Origin of the sequence: Streptomyces aurantiacus (assembly GCF_027107535.1) — a bacterium.
Taxonomy (GTDB): Bacteria; Actinomycetota; Actinomycetes; order Streptomycetales; family Streptomycetaceae; genus Streptomyces.
In genome coordinates this window covers 2,227,240-2,244,955 of sequence record NZ_CP114283.1, presented here as the reverse complement: position 1 = coordinate 2,244,955, position 17,716 = coordinate 2,227,240, and the positions used below count along the sequence as shown (strand labels likewise).

Sequence of the window (17,716 nt, the reverse complement as noted above, 5' to 3'; positions counted from 1 at the left end):
AGCCTGCCGGGCTTGGACGGTTACGGCTGGCCGGTGGCGGGCAATGGAGGTGGACCGGAACCCGTTTCGGGGGCTGGCCGTGACGACACGGAAACAGTTCGGGGCAATGCTCGTACCAGTGCAGATGCAGGTGGACCGGGCGCCCCGGACAAAGGGCGTCGGGTCGATGACCGAAGGGCTGCGGAAGATGCGACAGACACGGATCGAGAAACCACGACGGTCGGTCCGGGTCCGCCCGTACGAGGACGAGGAGCGGTACGGCGACGGTCTGCTGTCCGGCCTCGACCCCCGCGACCCCGACATCGTTCGTGCCAAGCGCCTGCGGTCGGCACGGCACGGCGGGGACCCCCGCCCCTGAACCGGACGGTTCTGCCACCTTCCGTGCAGGCAGCCCGGAGCGTACGCGTGTCACGGATCCAGGACTCCCCCTCGTCGGTTCACCGTCGCGCACGCTCCGGGCCGTCATCGGTCCGGGGACACCTCGCCGCCCATCTCCTGGGCGTCCTGCGGCAGAGGCAGCCTCACCATGAGCGTGGTGCTCCTGCCCGGCGGGCTCCGCACGCTCAGCCTGCCGCCGATCGCCTCGACCCGGTCGGAGGGGCCCACCAGCCCCGCTCCGCCGCCCGGTTCGGCCCCTGCGACCCCGTCGTCGCCGATGACGGCCTCCAGGGCTCCGTCGTACGTCCGCGCCCGCACCTCGACCACCGCCGCGCGCGTGCTTGGCGGCGTTGGTGAGGCATTCGGAGGCCACGTAGTAGACGACGCGACCACTTCGGTCTTCAGGTCGTCGGCGTCGCCTCCACAGGCGCGGAGGCGGTCGCACGGGCGCGGGAACTGACTCCGGACGTCGCTCTCATCGACCTCGACGGCTACGGCTACGGCTACGGCTACGGCTACGGCTACGGCTACGGCTACGGCGAGAACGGCCTCGACGTGGTGGGAGCGCTCGCCGCCTCCGTGCCCGCGGTGATGCTCGTCTCGACCCACTCCCTGGAGGACTTCCAGGAACTGGTGGCGGCCGGCCCGGCCCGCGGCTTCCTGCACGAGTCGGCGCTGTCCGCGCGGGCGGTCCGGGACCTGCTGGAGCGGTGAACGGACACCTCGACGCGGTACTCCGAGGGACCACGCGGAGCGCCCGGACAGTGAAGTTGCGCATCAGGTGTTGTCCGGGCCTGGTCAACAGGCTTCAATGCGGGATGACTTGGGCCGGGAACCACGGCGTACGCATGTGACCATCCCCCGTACACCGACCGGGCGGCCCCTCCGAACAGCGCGAACGGCCCGACCAGCCCTCGCGAGCTCGCACAGAGAGGCCCCTGCATGCGGCACGGCACACAGCACGCGGACGTCGCCGCGGCGGAACTGGAGACGGCCCTGCGGGGCGGCCCCTTCCATGTCGCGCTGCGCGCCGCGATCACCGCCCGTGGACTGCCGCTGCAGCGCGTGCAGCACCATCTGACGCGGTACGGGGTCAAGGTCGGTGTGACGAGCCTCAGTTACTGGCAGCAGGGCGCCAGGCGCCCGCAGCGCGCCGAGTCACTGCGCGCCGTGCGCGCCCTGGAGGAGATACTCCAGCTGCCCGACGAGTCGCTGATCCGGCTGCTCGCGCAGGCGGACGACCGCTCGGGCGCGCAACGGCCGGCGGCCCGCTCGTACCGCTCGCTGGTCGAGGCCTCCGGAGTCCTGGAGAAGCTGCTGGCCGAACTCGACTCACCGTTCGACGGCGGGCTCCTCGGCCTCGGCCACCACGAGCGGGTACGGATCGGCACCCACCGCGAGCTGCTGGGGCGTGACTCCCAGCACATCGTGCGGGCCCACAGCGACGGCGTCGACCGCTATGTGGCCGTCCACCACGGCGACCCCGGCTGCGCCCCGGAGCACATGAGCGTGCGCGCCCTGGAGAACTGCCGCACCGGCCGAGTGCTCCGGCACCACGAGACCGGCGTCCTCGTGGCCGAGCTGCTCTTCGACACGCGCCTGCGGGCGGGCGACACCTTCCTGTTCCGCTACGGCGTGGAGGACGGCACGGCCGGCGCGTCCGGCGAGTACGTCCGGGGGTTCGGCTTCTCCGGCGGGCAGTACGCCCTCGAGGTGCGGTTCGCCGAGGAGACACTGCCCGTGCGCTGTCACCGGTTCACCCAGCACTCGGCGGCGGCGCCCCGCAGCGGCCGTCAGGAGCTGCCGCTGAGCGGCCACCACCGGTCGGTCCACATGGTGGAGCAGCGGGTGCGGTCGGGGATCGTGGGGATCGCGTGGGACTGGGAGTGATCCGCAGGGGCCGGACACGACGTGAGGGGCCGCGCCACCGCCCGTAGGGCGGCTGACGGCCGACCGACTATCAGCCATCAACTGACGTAAACGCTTACGTAAGCGTTTACGTCCACTCCCGAATGAGGTACTTTCGCGGGCCGGCAGCCGCATCCGAGGAGGCACCCTTGGCGACGATGGCCGACGTGGCCCGGCACGCGGGCGTTTCCGTCGCGACGGTCTCCCACGTGCTCAACGCCACACGCCCGGTGCTTCCGCACACCCGCCAAGCCGTTCTCGACGCCATCGACGCTCTCGGCTACACCCCGAACAGCCTGGCCAGATCCCTGGTCACCGCACGGACGCGGTCCATCGGGCTCGCGGTGTCGGCGATCAGCAACCCCTATTTCACGGAGATCCTCCAAGGCGTGGAGGCCGGCGCGCTGGAGCACGGCTACGGCCTGCTGATCGCGGATCCGCACGACGATCCGGCCCACGAGCGGAAAGTGGTCCAGCTTCTGCACGAGCGACGCGTGGACGGCATGATCGTCGCGCCCTCCGCGGATCCCCAGGGGCTGATCGGCTACCTCGCGCGGCACGACGTACCGACGGTGTTCCTGGACCGACTGGTCGACGGAGCCCGGGCGCCCGGCTTCGCGTTCGACCAGGTGTGCGCGGAGAACGCCGAGCCCGTCTCCCTCCTGGTCACCCACCTCGCCGAGCTGGGCCACAGGAGGATCGGTCTGGTCGCGGGACTCCCGGGGCTCAGTACGACGACCGAGCGGATCACCGGCTACCGGCGCGGCCTCGCGTACGCGGGACTCGCGTACGACGAGCGGCTCGTGGTCCCCGGCAGTTCCGAGGCGGCGGGGGCCGAGCGGGCGACCGAGGCGCTGCTGTCCCTTCCGGCGCCGCCGACGGCACTCGTCACCGCCAACAACGCGATGACCATCGGTGCCCTGCGTGCCGTGCGCGAGCGGGGCCTGTCCGTGCCCGGCGACCTGGCCCTGTGCTGCTTCGACGACTTCTCCTGGGCGGACCTCTTCTCGCCCCGGCTCACCGCGATCTCCCAGCCGAGCAAGGAGATCGGGGCCCGGGCCGTGCGGCTGCTGCTGGAGCGGCTGGGCTCGCCCGGTCGTGCGGCCCGTACGGTCCGGCTGCCCTCCACCTTCGTACACCGCACCTCGTGCGGCTGCCCCGAGAAAGGATCCGACTCGTGATCGTCGTCGCCGGTGAGGCCCTGATCGACCTGGTGCCCAGTGAGAAAGGCGCGCTCGCCGGGCTCGCGCCGCGCCGCGGCGGCGGTCCGTACAACACGGCGGTGGCGCTGGGTCGGCTCGGCTCCCCCACGGCCTTCTGCTCCCGGGTCTCGAACGACGCCTTCGGCGAGGCTCTGGTCGGCGGGCTGCGCGAGGCAGGTGTCGACGTGTCATCGGTGCAGCGGGGCGCCGAGCCGACGACCCTCGCCGTCGCTTCCATCGCCGCGGACGGCTCGGCCGGCTACTCCTTCTACGTCGAAGGGACCGCGGACCGGTTGTTCTCAGCGCCCTCGCAGCTCCCGGGCGGGACGCGGGCGGTGTCCTTCGGTACCTGCTCCCTCGTCCTGGAGCCGGGCGCGAGCGCGTACGAGAAGCTGATGCGGAGCGCGTCCGCGCAGGGCGTGTTCACCGCGCTCGATCCGAACATCCGCGCGGGGCTCATTCCCGACCCGGACGCCTACCGGGCCCGGTTCAAGAGCTGGCTGCCGTCGGTGTCGCTGCTCAAGCTGTCCGAGGAGGACGCCCGGTGGCTGGGCGGCACTCCGCGCGAGTGGCTGGCCGCGGGGCCCTCGGCCGTGGTGGTCACGCGGGGCGGCGACGGACTGACCGCCTTCACCCCTGACGGCGGGGAGTACTCCGTGCCGGGTGAGCGGGTCGACGTGGTGGACACGATCGGTGCGGGCGACACGGTGAACGCGGCGCTGCTGCACGGTCTCGCCGCCCGCGACGCGCTGTCCGGGGCGGGTCCGACCGGCCTGGGGGCCGACGGCTGGGGCGAGTTGCTGCGGTTCGCCGCACGAGCCGCGGCGGTCACCTGCTCCCGGGCGGGCGCGGAACCGCCGTACGCCCATGAGGTGGACGCCTTCTAGGGACTGGGTGCGGTTCGCCGCAGCCATACGGCTGGGCCGCGGGCAGGCAAGCGAACGAGGCCTGCCTGCCGCGCAACGCGCCGCGCCCCACGGGGAGTTCCCGTGGGGCGCGGCGCGTTGCGGTGACACTCTGCCGAGGCGTTCGGGCCTGTCTCAGGCCTTTCGGGCTCGGGTCGTCGTCTTCTTCGCCGGGGTCGCCTTCTTCGTGGCCCCGGTGGCTTTCTTGGCGGCTGTGCCGTTGGCGGCGGTGGTCCTGGCCGCGGCGGACTTCGCCGTCGTGGTCTTGGCCGTCGTGGTCTTGGCCGTCGTGGTCTTGGCCGTCGCCGTCGTCCTCGTCGTCGACCTGGCCGCCACGGCCTTCTTGGCGGCGGCCTTGCGCGGGGCCTCGACCTGCGAGGCGTCGCTGACGCGATCGGCGCCGAGGACCTCCTGCAGGAACTTGCCCGTGTGGCTGGCCGGTACCCCGGCGACCTCCTCGGGTGTGCCCTCGGCGATGACGATGCCACCGCCGGCGCCGCCCTCGGGGCCCATGTCGACAACCCAGTCCGCGGTCTTGATGACGTCGAGGTTGTGCTCGATCACGATGACCGTGTTGCCCTTGTCGACCAGGCCGGACAGCACGACGAGGAGCTTGCTGATGTCCTCGAAGTGCAGGCCGGTGGTCGGCTCGTCGAGGACGTACACCGTGCGTCCGGTGGACCTCTTCTGCAGTTCGCTGGCGAGCTTGACCCGCTGGGCCTCACCGCCGGACAGGGTCGTCGCGGACTGGCCGAGCCGGACGTAACCGAGACCGACGTCGTTGAGCGTCCTGAGGTGGCGGGAGATCCCCGGGACGGCCTCGAAGAAGTGCATGGCCTCTTCGATCGGCATGTTCAGGACGTCGGCGATGGACTTGCCCTTGTAGTGGACGTCCAGGGTCTCCCGGTTGTAGCGGGCCCCATGGCAGACCTCGCACGGGACGTACACGTCCGGGAGGAAGTTCATCTCGATCTTGATCGTGCCGTCGCCCGCGCAGTTCTCGCAGCGGCCGCCCTTGACGTTGAAGGAGAACCGACCCGGCAGGTAGCCGCGGACCTTCGCCTCGGTCGTCTCGGCGAACAGCTTGCGGACGTGGTCGAAGACGCCGGTGTACGTCGCCGGGTTCGACCGGGGCGTGCGGCCGATGGGCGACTGGTCGACGTGCACGACCTTGTCGACGAGGTCGTCGCCGTCCACGCGCGTGTGGCGGCCGGGAACGCTCCTGGCGCCGTTCAGCTCGCGGGCCAGATGCGTGTACAGGATGTCGTTGACCAGCGTCGACTTGCCCGAGCCCGAGACACCCGTGACGGCCGTGAGGACACCCAGCGGGAACGACACGTCGATGTCCCGGAGGTTGTTCTCGCGGGCTCCGTGCACGGTGAGCTGCCGGGAAGGGTCGCGCGGGCGCCGGACGTCGGGCAGCGGGATGGCCTTCTTGCCGGACAGGTACTGACCGGTCTGCGACTCCTCGTTGGCGAGCAGCTCCTTCAGGGAGCCGCTGTGCACGACGTGGCCGCCGTGCTCACCCGCGCCGGGGCCGATGTCGACGATCCAGTCGGCGACCTTGATGGTGTCCTCGTCGTGCTCGACGACGATGAGCGTGTTGCCCATGTCGCGCAGCCGGACCAGGGTCTCGATGAGGCGGTGGTTGTCCCGCTGGTGCAGGCCGATGGAGGGCTCGTCGAGGACGTACAGGACGCCGACGAGGCCGGAGCCGATCTGGGTCGCGAGACGGATGCGCTGGGCCTCTCCTCCGGAGAGGGTCCCCGCGGCGCGGTTCAGCGAGAGGTAGTCCAGGCCGACGTCGACCAGGAACCGCAGCCTTTCGTTGACCTCTTTCAGAACGCGCTCGGCGATCTTCTTGTCACGCGCGTCGAGCTTCATCTTGCCCAGGAAGTCCGCGCAGTCGCTGATGGACATGGCGGAGACCTCGGCGATGGACTTCTCCATGACCGTGACCGCGAGGACGATCGGCTTGAGGCGCGTGCCCTGACAGGTGGGGCAGGGCACCTCGCGCATGTAGCCCTCGAAGCGCTCGCGGCTCGTGTCGCTCTCGGCCTCGCTGTGCCGCCGCTTCACGAAGGGAACGGCACCCTCGAAGGGCGTGGTGTAGACGCGCTCCCGGCCGTACCTGTTCCGGTAGCGGACCTCGATCTGAGTCTTGTGTCCGTGGATCAGGGCCTTCTTGGCGCGCTGCGGGAGACCGGCGAAGGGGATGTCGGTCCGGAATCCCAGTGCGTCCGCCAGGGCCCCGATGAGGCGCCCGAAGTAGTCCTTGGTGTGGCCGTGCGACCAGGGGTGGATGGCGCCCTCGTCGAGGGACTTGTCCTCGTCCGGGACGATCAGCTCCGCGTCGACCTCCATGCGCGTGCCGATGCCCGAGCAGTCGGGGCAGGCGCCGAAGGGCGAGTTGAAGGAGAAGGAGCGGGGCTCCATCTCCTCGAAGGACAGGTCGTCGTACGCGCAGTACAGGTGCTCCGAGTACATGCGCTCGCGCTCGGGGTCGTCCGAGGGGAGGTCGACGAAGTCGAGCACCACCATGCCGCCGGAGAGGCCGAGCGCGGTCTCCACGGAGTCGGTCAGGCGGCGCTTGGCGCCCTCCTTGACCGTGAGGCGGTCGATGACCACCTCGATGGTGTGCTTCTCCTGCTTCTTCAGCGTGGGCGGGTCGGTGAGCTGAATCGTCTCGCCGTCGACCCGGGCGCGGCTGTACCCCTTGGTCTGGAGATCGGAGAAGAGGTCGACGAACTCCCCCTTGCGCTCGCGCACCAGCGGGGAGAGGACCTGGAAGCGGCTGCCCTCCGGGAGCTCCAGGACCTTGTCGACGATGGCCTGCGGCGACTGACGCGAGATGGGGCGGCCGCACTCGGGGCAGTGCGGCTTGCCGATGCGCGCGAAGAGCAGCCGCAGGTAGTCGTAGACCTCGGTGATGGTGCCGACCGTCGAGCGCGGATTGCGCGAGGTCGACTTCTGGTCGATGGAGACCGCCGGGGAGAGACCTTCGATGAAGTCGACGTCCGGCTTGTCCATCTGGCCGAGGAACTGCCGGGCGTACGAGGACAGTGACTCCACGTAGCGCCGCTGCCCCTCGGCGAAGATCGTGTCGAAGGCCAGCGAGGACTTGCCCGACCCCGACAGGCCCGTGAAGACGATGAGCGAGTCGCGCGGGAGGTCGAGCGAGACATTCTTCAGATTGTGCTCGCGCGCTCCACGGACGATGAGACGGTCGGCCACGCCGGTCCGCACCTTTCTTGAGAGAAGTGACAGGGGCGAGGCCCCCGTCCTTCTCAGACTAGGGGGAGCCACTGACAGCGCCGGTCTGGTTCGCCTCTTGCCCAACAATTCCGGGCCTCCAGGAATGCCCGGCGCTGCCCCCGACCTTATAGCACGTGCATTCGATTCACGGAGGTCGTCCACCACCTTCACCCGAACGTGTGGCGGAGCTATCGTCGGGCCCATGAACGATCATGTGCGCGACCTGGCGTCTGTACGTGACGCGACCGATCGGCTGCTCACCGCAGTCGCCACGTTGGACAGCGCCGCCGTGACGCAACCGTCACGGCTCCCCGGCTGGAGCCGCGGCCACGTCCTGGCCCACCTCGCCCGCAACGCGGACGCGCTCCTGAACGTCCTGGAGGGGCGGCCGATGTACGCCTCCGGTGAGGCCCGGGACGCCGACATCGAGCGGGACGCCCCTCGCCCCCTGGAGACACAGCTCGCCGACCTGCGCGAGAGTGCCGCCCGCTTCCAGGAGGCCGCTTCCGCGCCCGCCGACTGGTCACGCACCGTGGAACTGCGCAACGGGGTCACCGACTCGGCGGCCCGGGTGCCGTTCCGTCGGTGGATCGAGGTCGAGCTGCATCAGGTGGACCTGGGAATCGGGTACGAGCTGGAGGACCTCCCGGAGGACTTCGTCCGCCGGGAGGTGGCCTTCCTCACGGACCGTTTCGCCGGGCATCCCGGGGTGCCCTCCACGCGCGTCACGGACGGCACGCACGTGTGGAGCACGGGACGTGACTCCGGCAGCGACACCGAGATCACCGTGACCGGTCCCGCGCCCGCCCTGCTCGGGTGGCTCGCGGGGCGCCGCGACGGGGCCGCTCTGCTCGTCGACGGCGGACCGCTGCCGGTTCTGCCCCCGCTATAGGCTGAGCGGTATGACGTACAGCGGAGCGGTGAAGGTCGGCGGCCCTGCGGATGTGCACGAGCTGCGGGACCTGATGATCTCCAAGGTCGCGGTCGGCCCGATGGACAACAACGCCTATGTGCTGCGCTGCCGGGCCACGGACGAGCAGCTGCTGATCGACGCGGCCAACGACGCCAGGACGCTGCTCACACTGATCGGCGCCGACGGCATCGCGTCCGTGGTGACCACGCATCAGCACGGCGACCACTGGCAGGCGCTCGCGGAGGTCGTGGCGGCCACGGGCGCGCGTACGTACGCGGGACGGGACGACGCCGAGGGCATCCCCGTGCCGACGGACGTTCCACTCGGGGACGGCGACACGATCCGGGTGGGACACGTGGAGCTGACGGCACGTCATCTGGTGGGCCACACCCCCGGGTCGATCGCGCTGGTGTACGACGACCCGCACGGTCATCCTCATGTGTTCACGGGTGACTGTCTGTTCCCGGGCGGTGTGGGCAACACACGTAAGGATCCGGAGGCGTTCGCCAGTCTGATGCACGATGTCGAGACGAAGATCTTCGGCACGCTCCCGGACGAGACCTGGGTCTACCCGGGACACGGCGGCGACACGACGCTGGGCGCGGAGCGGCCGCACCTGCCGGAGTGGCGCGCGCGGGGCTGGTGAAACCGCCCGTGCCGCCCGGCGAGGAGCTGAACGCCTCGATGCCGCGCGGGAGTCGGTGAGGCGCACGATGCCGGATGCGAGGCCGGTCACCACACGCCCCGCCGCGCGCCCCGTGTGAACCGAGTACACGCGCCGGCGCCCTGCGCGCGCTCCCCGCGCCTGCGGGCGCGCGGTCCACTGATGGCAGTCCCGCACAGGATGACGGCTCCTGCGCGGACGGGCCGCCGGCCTTACGATCCCCGCCCTCGGCCGGCGGCCCCGCCCTGGCAGCGGTGGCCGACGTCCGGCGGCCACCGCCCCGGGCGCCGTGTCCGGTCCTTCCCGCGCCCGCCCGGCCCGTCGGTTCCGTCCGAGGCCGACCGCCCCGCCTGCCGCGGCCGTCAGGTCGCCGTCCGCCCCGTCCCCGCCATCGCCGCGACCCGCTCCACACCGAACACGTACCCCTGCACACCACAGCCGGCGATGACACCGTCGGCGCGCAGGGAGACGTACGAGTGGTGCCGGAACTCCTCGCGCTTGTGGATGTTGGAGATGTGGACCTCCAGAACGGGCAGGCCGTCACAGGTGTTGAGCGCGTCCAGGATCGCGACGGAGGTGTGCGAGTACGCGCCCGGGTTGATCACGATCCCGCAGTGGCCGAGGCGTGCCTCGTGGATCCAGTCGACCAGTTCGCCCTCGTGGTTGGACTGCCTGAAGTCCACCGTGCCGCCGTGCGCGGCCGCCGCCTTGGCGCACATCGCCTCGACGTCGGCGAGGGTGTCGGAGCCGTAGATCTCCGGCTGTCGCTGCCCCAGGAGGTTCAGATTGGGGCCGTTGAGAATCATGATCGGGGCGTTGGCGAGGGTGCGGGGCACGGTTCCTCCGGTCCGCTCGGGTGATGCGGCCCTTTCAGGACCGCTGGTCGGACCCGGTTTATCACGGTGCGCCGACACCGGGTCGGTCCCTATTCTCCCGGGCATGACGACACCCGCGTATCCGCCCAAGCCCGTGCCCGGAGACCGGGTGGCCGTGATCTCCCCGGCGGCCGCCCTGCCGGGGATCCTGCCGCTCCCCTTCGAGCTGGGCCTCTCGCGGCTGCGCACCGAGTACGGCCTCGAACCGGTCGAGTATCCGGCGACCCGGACGATGGATTCGACACCGCGGGAGCGCGCCGCCGACATCCATGCCGCGTTCGCCGACCCGGACATCAAGGCAGTCATGGCATCGATCGGCGGCGACGACCAGATCACCGTGCTGCCGCTGCTGGACCGGGAGCTCGTCCGTGCCAACCCCAAGCCGTTCTTCGGCTTCAGCGACAACACCAACCTGCTCGCCTTCCTGGCGAACTGCGGGATCGTCGGCTACCACGGCGCGAGTGTGATGACCGAGTTCGGCCGCCCCGTCGCCATGCATCCCCTGACCGCCGAGTCCGCCCGGGCGGCGCTCTTCACCTCGGGCTCGTACGAGCTGCGGCCCGCGGCGGACTGGCGTGACGTCGACCGCGACTGGGCCGACCCCGCGACGTTCGAGTCCGAACCGGTGACCCGGCCCGGCACCGGGTGGACCTGGGTCAACCCCGACCGTGTGGTGGAGGGCCGCAGTTGGGGCGGCTGTCTGGAGACCGTCGGCTGCCTGCTGATGGCCGACCGGGAGATCCCGGGCGACCCCGCGGTCCACGACGGAGGCGTGCTCTTCCTGGAGACCTCGGAGGAACTGCCGAGCGACGAGGGGGTGTTCCGCGTCCTGCGGGGCATGGGAGAGCGCGGTCTGCTGCAGCGCTTCTCCGCACTGCTGATGGGCCGCGCGAAATCCTGGTCGTTCGAACATCCCAACAGCCCTGAGCAGGGCGCCCGTTACGCCGCCGACCAGCGTGCGGCCGTACAGCGCGCGATGCGGGCGTACGCCCCCGACGCCACGGTCGTCTTCGATGTGGACCTCGGTCACACGGATCCGCAGATCGTGATCCCCTACGGCGGGGTGATCCGGGTCGACGGCCCCGCGCGGCGCATCACGGTGACGTACTGACACCGGCCGGGCCTCCGCGCGCCCCCGTAACCCATCGTCACCGTGGGTGGTTGACGCGGCATGGACCGTGCACGCACCGTAAAGCCCCCTTCCATGCTGCGGCTCGCCGTCGCCGCGCTCGCCGGGACGGCCATCGAGTTCTACGACTTCTTTGTCTACGGGACGGCGGCCGCCCTCGTCCTGGGCCCGCTGTTCTTCCCCACCTTCTCGCCGGTGGCGGGCACGCTGGCGGCCTTCGGGACGTTCGCGGTCGGGTTCGTGGCGCGACCACTGGGTTCGGTCCTGTTCGGGCACATCGGGGACCGGCACGGACGGCGGCCCGTGCTCGTCGCCTCCTTGCTGCTGACCGGCGCAGCGACCGTCGCGGTCGGCTGCGTACCGACGTACGACTCCATCGGTACGGCCGCTCCCGTACTGCTCCTTGTGCTGCGTTTCCTGCAAGGGCTGGGGCTCGGCGGGGAATGGGGCGGGGCGGTGCTGCTGACCGCGGAGCACGCGCCCGCCCATCGTCGCGGGCTGTGGTCGAGCTTCCCCCAGATCGGGCCGGCGCTGGGTTTCGTCCTCGCCAACGGTGTGATGCTGGCGCTGTCGGCGACGCTCTCCGAGGCGCAGTTCGCGTCCTGGGGCTGGCGGGTGCCCTTCTGGGCGGCGGGCGTGCTCGCCGCCGCCGGGCTGTGGCTGCGGTCCTCCCTCGCCGAGAGCCCGCAGTTCCTCGAAATGCGGGAGCACGCGCGCGTGCCGCTCGCCGAAGTGGTCCGCGGCCACTGGAGGTTGGTGCTGCTGACGGCAGGGGCGCTCGCGGTCGGTTACGCGCTGTTCTACGCCGTGACCACCTGGTCCCTCGCCTACGCGACCGAGCGGCTCGGGGTGAGCCGTACCGTCATGCTGGCCTGCATCATGGCGGCCGTCGTGGTGAAGGGAGCGCTCACTCCGGTGGCGGCCGTCCTGGGCGACCGCTACGGACGGCGGCCACTGTGTCTCGCGGGTTGCGCGGGTGCCGCGCTGTGGATGTTCCCCATGATCGCGCTGCTGTCGACGGGTGAACCGCTGCTGATGTTCTTCGGGTTCCTGGTGGCGCTGATCGCGTTCGTGACGATGTTCGCCGTGATCGCCGCGTATCTGCCGGAGCTGTACGAGCCGCGGGTGCGCTGCACGGGCGCCGCGGTCGGCTACAACCTGGGCGGTGTGCTCGGCGGCGCGCTCACCCCGATCGTGGCGACGGCGATCGTCGAACAGAGCGGACGGGTGCCGTGGGGCGTGGCCGCCTACCTGACAGGCGTCGCGCTGCTCAGCCTGGGGTGCTTCGCGTTGCTCCCGGAGACCCGGCCGGTGACCGTGGTGGCTGCCGAGCCGGCCACGGGGTGAGGGATGCCGGTGTCTGAGGGCCGGCGACCGGTGGCTGGTCGGACAGCTCGGCGCGCCGCTTCAGGACCCGGCCCCTACGGGTTGATCGCGAGTTCCAGATAGGCCGCGAACAGGACCAGATGCACACCGCCCTGAAGCGGGGTCGCCCGGCCGGGGACCACCGTGAGGGAGCTGACCACGACGGTCAGCGCGAGCAGCACCATGTGGGTGGCACCCAGGCCGAGGACGAGCGGGCCGGAGAGCCAGATGGACGCGACGGCCACGGCCGGGATGGTCAGGCCGATGCTCGCCATCGCCGAACCGAGGGCCAGGTTCAGGCTGGTCTGCACACGGTCACGGCGGGCGGAGCGCAGCGCGGCGATCGTCTCCGGAAGCAGGACGAGCAGAGCGATGATCACGCCGACCACGGCGTGCGGCATCCCGGCCGCCTCCACCCCGGACTCGATGGTGGGTGAGACGCCCTTGGCGAGTCCGACCACGCCGACCAGCGCCAGGCCGAGCAGTCCCAGACTGGTCCTCGCCGTCCCGGAGGAGGGGGTGTCGGCGTGGTCGTCCGCGTCGATCACCTCGCCCTGTCGTGTGATCGGCAGGAAGTAGTCGCGGTGCCGCACGGTCTGCGTGGCGACGAACATGCCGTACAGGACGAGCGAGGAGAGGGCGGCGAAGGTCAGCTGGGTGGTGGAGAACTCCGGGCCCGGCTTGCTGGTGGTGAAGGTCGGCAGGACCAGGCTGAGCGTCGCCAGTGTCGCCACGGTCGCGAGAGCCGCGCCGGTCCCCTCCGCGTTGAACACCGCCAAGCCGTGCCGCAGCGAGGCGACCAGCAGACTCAGGCCGACGATTCCGTTGCAGGTGATCATCACTGCCGCGAAGACGGTGTCGCGGGCCAGCGTGGAGCTTTTGTCCCCGCCGTCCGCCATGAGGGTGACGATGAGCGCCACCTCGATGATCGTGACGGCGACGGCGAGGACCAGCGAACCGAAGGGCTCACCCACCCGGTGGGCGACCACCTCGGCATGGTGGACCGCGGCCAGCACGGCACCGGCCAGCACCAGCGTCACCAGGGCGACGACCGCACCGGGCAGATCACGGCCCCATGTGAGGACCAGCAGGACGATCGCGATCACCGGCACGACGGCTGTCCACTGCGTCACGAGTGACCGGAGCCGAACGAGCATGCAGCGATCGTCCCAGCCATGCGCCGGCCCCGCACTCCGATGGGGCGGTGCGGGACCACGGCAGGAAGCGCGGCGAACGAGCCACCGGCTTCCGCCCTCCTGGCGCCACAACCACAGCCGTGTCCCTGGCTGTCGTCGCTGCCCCTGCGGCCATGGCCGCGGCCGCGGCCTTTGCCGCTACGGGCGCCCGTGCACTACTTGATCTCGGTCATCTCGCGTACGTCGCAGTCGGTGAACTGCGGAGGCCGGGTACACAGCGCTGCCATCCGCTCCGCCATCCTGGTCGTCTCGGGATCGTTGCTGTTGCGCATCGCGTCCTCGTACGACTCGAACTCGATGACGACGAAGTAGCGGTTGGGTGTGTTCCGGTCCTGCAGGAGCATGCGGTGCGTGGGGCCGCCGTCGCGGCCCACGGAGCGCTTCTCGGCCTCCTGGGCCAGTTCCCGCATCTCGTCGATGCGCTCGGTCTCGAAGTCGATGATCTGCACGAACTTCATGGGTGCCTCCATCCGGCCAGGCGTCCCCGGGCCGGGGACCACTCAGCACACAAGCAAGCACCGGGAGCGACGGTCGGCAATTCGCCGAGCGCCACTCCCGGTGCTGATTGGTGCTACGTCCGACGGTCAGACGTCGATGCTGTCCTTCTCGGGCCCTTCGGCCTTCTGGGTCTCTTCAGCCTTGCGGGCTTCTTCGGCCGTCTGCTTCTTGGAGGCGATCAGGCTGGTGATCGTGGTGACCACCAGGACGGCACAGATCACGCCGAGGGAGACCGGGATGGAGATCTCCGGAACATGGACGCCGGACTCGTGCAGCGCGTGCAGCACCAGCTTGACGCCGATGAATCCGAGGATGACCGACAGGCCGTAGCTGAGGTGGACCAGCTTCTTGAGGAGTCCACCGATCAGGAAGTACAGCTGCCGCAGGCCCATCAGCGCGAACGCGTTGGCCGTGAAGACGATGTACGGGTCCTGCGTCAGGCCGAAGATCGCGGGGATCGAGTCGAGCGCGAAGAGCACGTCGGTGGTGCCGATCGCCAGCATGACGACCAGCATCGGGGTCATGACCCGCTTGCCGTTCTGCTGGATCCACAGCTTGGTGCCGTGGTAGCGGTCGGCGACACCGAAGCGGCGCTCGGCGGCCTTGAGCAGCCGGTTCTCCTCGAACTCCTCGTCCTCGTCGTTGGCCCGGGCTTCCTGGATCAGCTTCCAGGCGGTGTAGATGAGGAACGCGCCGAAGATGTAGAAGACCCACGCGAAGCTCGCGAGAATCGCTGCACCCGCGGCGATGAAGATCGCACGCAGGACCAGGGCGATGAGCACACCGACCAGGAGCACACGCTGCTGGTACTGCGTGGGCACCGCGAACTTCGCCATGATGAGGACGAAGACGAAGAGGTTGTCGACGCTCAGAGACTTCTCGGTGATGAAGCCCGCGAAGAACTCTCCGGCGGGCTGACCACCCGAGAAGACGAGCAGTCCGAGTCCGAACAGTGCGGCCAGGACGATCCAGACGACCGTCCAGATCCCGGCTTCCTTGATTGATACGTCGTGCGGCTTGCGGCCGATGAAGAAATCGACCGCGATGAGGGCCGCGAGGCCCACGATCGTGAGGACCCAAAGGGTCACGGAAACATCCACTGCGCCTCCGGCAGTACGTAACGGCAAATGTCAGCGTCGTCGCTGCCGGAGGTCTCTTCCACCCGATGTGTCCGGGGCGCGCGATGCGTCCGGTGCACTTCGGGCCGACGCCCCGGGATCTGGCCAGATCCGTATTGACGAGTACGTCGCAGTAGGTAGGGAGTACTCCCCTCCGTACGGACGACAGTACCCCAATCACCAAGGAAAGGTAAAGTGCTTGGTAAAAGAAAGGCCAAGTTCCCTGGTCAGACGACTTGACGAAGTCTTGGGAAAGCCTGATGGAGCTCAGCGGTTCCAGGAGCGACGGGCGGCCGCGACCTGGGTGAGGACGTGCTGGAGCACCTGGCTGCCCGGCGGGACGTGCGAGGGGTCGTAGGTCCACGTGTGCCCGACCCACGGGTCCGCGAGATGGTCGTCGGGCACCGGCGTGAGCCGGAGCAGCGACCGCCACAGCGGGTCGAGCAGCGGCCCGTACGCGGCGGCGTCCTCCCGGTCGGCGACCAGCATGAGATGCACACCGACAGCCGGACCTTCGTCCGCGAGATAGCGGAGCTGGGTCACGGCGCGGTCGTCGAAACCGTGCGGGAAGTCGTTGACGATCAGCAGTTGCTCGGCCGTGTCGAGGTCGGGCGGCAGGGAGTCCGCCGCACCGCCCCGGATGGCCATCTGGACCAGGTCGACCCGCTGGGTCAGCCGGGCCAGCACGTCGGTCACCCCCGCGGCGCCGACGGCGGGCGGTCCGGCCAGCACACCGGTGCTCACGAGCGGCGCGAGGGACGAGGCCGCCGAGCCCGCCGCGTCGATGACGTGCACGGTGTATTCGCCCGCCGGGTAGACGGCGAGGAGCCGGGCCGCATGCGCCACGGCCGTGTCCATGGCGAGGCGGCGCAGGTCGTCGGAGTCCGCGATCGAGCCGTCGAAGGACCCGGTACGGCCGCTGTCGATCCACAGACCGCGCTCCAGCGGCAGCCTCACCAGCATCGGGATGCTCATACCCGCGCTCTCGGGCAGGTGCAGATCTCCCAGGCGCAGAGCCATGGGGATCTCCATCGGCACCCGGTAGCCGTGCCAGGCGGGATTGTCCCAGCGCGCGAACGCGGGCGGCAGTGCGGGCTCGACGACCTCGGCCTCGGCGGTGAGCTGGGCGAGGTCGCGGTCGAGTGCCTGCCTGGCCCGGTCGATCAGCTCGGCGTGCTTGGCGCGGGCCGTCTCGCGGGCGGCGTCGCCCTGCCCGCCTATGCGGCTGCGGGGGTCTGAGAGGACTTTGTCGAGCTCCTGCTCCATACGGGACTCGGCGAAGTCGACCGCGCTGCGATATGCGGCGGTGGCACGGGCCAGGTCCTCGAACATGCCCCACACCTGGTTGTAGAGGCGCTCCTCCATGGACCAGCCGGTCGCGTCGCCAGCCACGGGCTGTGCGGGCTGCCCCGGCTGGGCCGGGGGTGCGGTCGGCGGGGGCGGAGGCGGCGCGGCGGCCTGCCTGCCCGGGTGGCTGTAGTTGACGGGGCCGCCGGCTCCGGGTCCGGCGGGCTGGGTGACGGCGGACGGGTCCGTCGGCGGGGTCGCCGCGGGGTAGCCGGACTGCGGCCCGCCGTGCCCGGCACCGGACGCCGTGGATCCCGGCCCGCCCGGGTGTCCGTGCTGCGGCGACACCTGGCCGGGACCGGCCTGGGACGTCGATCCGCCCTGGTCCTGGCCCAGGGCGGGGGCGGCGGCGTGCCGCGAGCGGTCGCCCTCGGCCGTACGCGGCGGTGGTGCGGCCACCGAGCGCGCCAGGCCCTGGGCCACCGCCTCGTTGATGCTGCCCGCGAGCTGGTGGGCCTGGGGCAGGCCCTGGTCGGCGAGGAGCTCGGCGAGGCCGCCCGCGTAACCCTGTCCCACGGCGCGCACCTTCCAGGCGCCCTGCCTGCGGTAGAGCTCGAGTGCGACGACCGCCGATTCGACGTCGAGCCCCGTGACCGTGTAGCTGGCGACCTCGGAGCCGTCGAGTCCGGTGACCGCGACGAAGGGGGCGGCGACAACGCCGAACCGCACCGGGCCGCCCACTCCGGACGGCAGTGCGAGCAGCACGCTGACCCGGTGCACGCTCTCCGGCAGGGCGTCCAGATCGCACGCGAGCCGGTGATCGGCCGCCGCCTGCTTGGACACCTCGATGCCGGGCAGAGTGGGTGAGCCCGGGTGGGCCACCCACTCGACACCGTGCACCCTGCCCTGCTCGTCGCTGAGCGTGGCCCCGGCCACGATCGGCTTGCCGGCCGACACCCGGATCTCAAGTCGTGCCTGGGAGAGCGGGTGGTTCTGCCCCCGGACCAGCTCAGCCGTCATCGC

General features: G+C 70.6%; 16 protein-coding genes. 9 read left to right on the top strand and 7 right to left on the bottom strand.

The features are described from left to right. Positions 1–106 precede the first annotated feature (106 nt). Positions 107–358, top strand: coding sequence for a hypothetical protein (locus O1Q96_RS11615; protein WP_269248090.1), 252 nt, complete (start codon positions 107–109; stop codon positions 356–358). A 104-nt stretch (positions 359–462) separates the two neighbouring features. Here the strand turns inward: O1Q96_RS11615 and O1Q96_RS11610 are convergent, their stop codons facing one another. Then, positions 463–705, bottom strand: coding sequence for a sensor histidine kinase (locus O1Q96_RS11610; protein WP_331276036.1), 243 nt, complete (start codon positions 703–705; stop codon positions 463–465). 228 nt (positions 706–933) lie between these two features. Between O1Q96_RS11610 and O1Q96_RS11605 the strand changes: the two genes are divergently transcribed. From O1Q96_RS11605 to O1Q96_RS11590, 4 genes are all read left to right on the top strand, one after another. Beyond that, positions 934–1,092, top strand: a complete 159-nt coding sequence (locus O1Q96_RS11605; protein WP_269248089.1) for a hypothetical protein — start codon at positions 934–936, stop codon at positions 1,090–1,092. A gap of 228 nt (positions 1,093–1,320) precedes the next feature. After that, a complete protein-coding gene (locus O1Q96_RS11600) occupies positions 1,321–2,268 on the top strand; it encodes a hypothetical protein (RefSeq protein ID WP_269248088.1) in 948 nt (315 codons plus the stop codon). Positions 2,269–2,435: 167 nt separating this feature from the next. Continuing rightward, entirely contained in the window at positions 2,436–3,467 is a 1,032-nt protein-coding gene (locus O1Q96_RS11595) for a LacI family DNA-binding transcriptional regulator (protein ID WP_269248087.1), read from the top strand. Then, on the top strand, positions 3,464–4,375 hold the full coding sequence (locus O1Q96_RS11590; RefSeq protein ID WP_269248086.1) for a carbohydrate kinase family protein: 912 nt from the start codon (positions 3,464–3,466) through the stop codon (positions 4,373–4,375). Before O1Q96_RS11595 ends, O1Q96_RS11590 begins: the two co-directional genes overlap by 4 nt. A 153-nt stretch (positions 4,376–4,528) precedes the next feature. Here the strand turns inward: O1Q96_RS11590 and uvrA are convergent, their stop codons facing one another. Continuing rightward, positions 4,529–7,627, bottom strand: a complete 3,099-nt coding sequence (gene uvrA / locus O1Q96_RS11585) for an excinuclease ABC subunit UvrA (RefSeq protein ID WP_269248085.1) — start codon at positions 7,625–7,627, stop codon at positions 4,529–4,531. A gap of 223 nt (positions 7,628–7,850) precedes the next feature. Here uvrA and O1Q96_RS11580 point away from each other — a divergent pair, with 223 nt between their 5' ends. Together O1Q96_RS11580 and O1Q96_RS11575 are read left to right on the top strand one after the other, a co-directional pair. After that, positions 7,851–8,540: a maleylpyruvate isomerase family mycothiol-dependent enzyme gene (locus O1Q96_RS11580; protein WP_269248084.1), complete on the top strand. Its 690-nt coding sequence runs from the start codon at positions 7,851–7,853 to the stop codon at positions 8,538–8,540. Positions 8,541–8,550: 10 nt separating this feature from the next. Then, on the top strand, positions 8,551–9,207 hold the full coding sequence (locus O1Q96_RS11575) for an MBL fold metallo-hydrolase (protein ID WP_269248083.1): 657 nt from the start codon (positions 8,551–8,553) through the stop codon (positions 9,205–9,207). 380 nt (positions 9,208–9,587) lie between these two features. On the opposite strand, the gene aroQ is transcribed toward O1Q96_RS11575, so the two are convergent. Then, positions 9,588–10,061, bottom strand: a complete 474-nt coding sequence (gene aroQ, locus O1Q96_RS11570) for a type II 3-dehydroquinate dehydratase (protein WP_269248082.1) — start codon at positions 10,059–10,061, stop codon at positions 9,588–9,590. 103 nt (positions 10,062–10,164) lie between these two features. On the opposite strand from aroQ, the gene O1Q96_RS11565 reads away from it, so the two are divergent. Both O1Q96_RS11565 and O1Q96_RS11560 read left to right on the top strand, forming a co-directional pair. Continuing rightward, positions 10,165–11,211, top strand: a complete 1,047-nt coding sequence (locus tag O1Q96_RS11565) for a S66 family peptidase (RefSeq protein ID WP_269248081.1) — start codon at positions 10,165–10,167, stop codon at positions 11,209–11,211. 60 nt (positions 11,212–11,271) lie between these two features. Further along, positions 11,272–12,576, top strand: coding sequence for an MFS transporter (locus O1Q96_RS11560; RefSeq protein WP_254645124.1), 1,305 nt, complete (start codon positions 11,272–11,274; stop codon positions 12,574–12,576). 74 nt (positions 12,577–12,650) lie between these two features. On the opposite strand, the gene O1Q96_RS11555 is transcribed toward O1Q96_RS11560, so the two are convergent. From O1Q96_RS11555 to O1Q96_RS11540, 4 genes are all read right to left on the bottom strand, one after another. Next, the gene (locus tag O1Q96_RS11555) at positions 12,651–13,751 is read right to left on the bottom strand and encodes a calcium:cation antiporter (protein ID WP_269248080.1); all 1,101 of its coding nucleotides are present in this window, start codon (positions 13,749–13,751) and stop codon (positions 12,651–12,653) included. 194 nt (positions 13,752–13,945) lie between these two features. Beyond that, positions 13,946–14,248: a DUF1330 domain-containing protein gene (locus tag O1Q96_RS11550; RefSeq protein ID WP_269248079.1), complete on the bottom strand. Its 303-nt coding sequence runs from the start codon at positions 14,246–14,248 to the stop codon at positions 13,946–13,948. A gap of 126 nt (positions 14,249–14,374) precedes the next feature. Beyond that, positions 14,375–15,388, bottom strand: a complete 1,014-nt coding sequence (locus tag O1Q96_RS11545) for a TerC family protein (RefSeq protein ID WP_269248078.1) — start codon at positions 15,386–15,388, stop codon at positions 14,375–14,377. 285 nt (positions 15,389–15,673) lie between these two features. Next, positions 15,674–17,713, bottom strand: coding sequence for a TerD family protein (locus tag O1Q96_RS11540; RefSeq protein ID WP_269248077.1), 2,040 nt, complete (start codon positions 17,711–17,713; stop codon positions 15,674–15,676). Positions 17,714–17,716 lie beyond the last annotated feature (3 nt).